The 1,202-nt window shown below is 65.7% G+C and carries 1 pseudogene; it reads right to left on the reverse strand.

Annotated features, from left to right (window positions below):
• Positions 1-1,202: pseudogene (locus ACE4YL_RS02475) on the reverse strand (hypothetical protein); the annotation flags it as partial.

Below are 1,202 nucleotides of genomic sequence, written 5' to 3' on the forward strand. Positions count from 1 at the left end.
TCCTCCTTCGTCTTCGGCGTCACGCTCGCCGGTGGAGTCACTCCAGTGATCGCCAGATACACCGCGTTTTGCATCAGCGACGCACCCGACCCGGCCTGCGGCTTGGTGAGGAGCCAGCAGGGGCACGGTCCGTCGATGATCGGCCGGAACACCCCCGTCAGGAACGCCCCGACCGCGTTCCACCTCGACGCCTCATCGACGAAGGGGAAGTCCAGGAACATCTCCAGGATCATCTCCTTCGCGGCTGCGATGTCTGCAGCAGTCGGGTTCGCCGGCACGGGAGCGAGGACGAACCCGGGCTCCGGCATGAAATACATCGACGTCGCCGGGTCATACCCTTCAACGCCATGGATCGTGCCATCCAGGTGCAGGATCGGGGACGTCGCGATCCCCGCGAGCGGTGGCAACTGCCACTCGTCCGTCGGCAGTCCGAGGACATCCCGGACGATCGAGATTGGCGGGTACTCCGGGATCTCTCTGATCGCCCCGTCTTTACCCACCTTGACCGAGAGCCAGACCGCAACCCTGTCCATAACCCCTCGGAGTGCATGCTCTGAAAGGGTCTGAATCAGTGGCCGCCCCTGCTCATCCCGGCAGACCCGCACCAGCACAGCAGCCCGGTGAAATAACCGGGGCGGGTCGTTCGCCTCTGCGATCGCCCGGACCGCATCTGCCGTGATCTCGTGCATGTGGCGGTTCGTCAGGACGATCGTCGGCCGGAGGACCTTGTCCTCCGGGACCTCACCCGTCGGCGGCTCGATAGCCTTACTGGCGACCGGTGCAGACACCTCACGCTTCCCGCGCTCCCACTCCCATTCCTTGAGTTGCTTGCTGTAGCCCCTGGCCTCCAGCGCAGCGACGACAGCCGGCCAATGCCCCTGCAGGCACCCGGGACGGGCATCCGCACAGTCGATGATGCGCTCGGCGACGGCGAGGGCCTCCACCGGTCCACCCCCAGTCAAATGGCGACGACACCACCACTTCTGGTTGTTCGCCGAGATCGTGAGGTTCGTGCCGGGCTCAGACCCGTGCACCGGATGCTCTCCCTCAATCTCCCCGGACTCGCGGACGGACGGGTTCAGGGGCATCAGGAAGTCCGTCACCCGCAGGCCGAGGGTATCGGAGATCGTGATGCTCCGAGGGGTCCGGGGAATCTTCGGGACTGTGATCGTCCGTTCCGGCGGGGTGCAGGGGTCGACGAC

Source organism: Candidatus Darwinibacter acetoxidans (genome assembly GCF_041936445.1).
In the GTDB taxonomy this organism is placed as follows: domain Bacteria; phylum Bacillota; class Limnochordia; order Darwinibacteriales; family Darwinibacteriaceae; genus DTU010.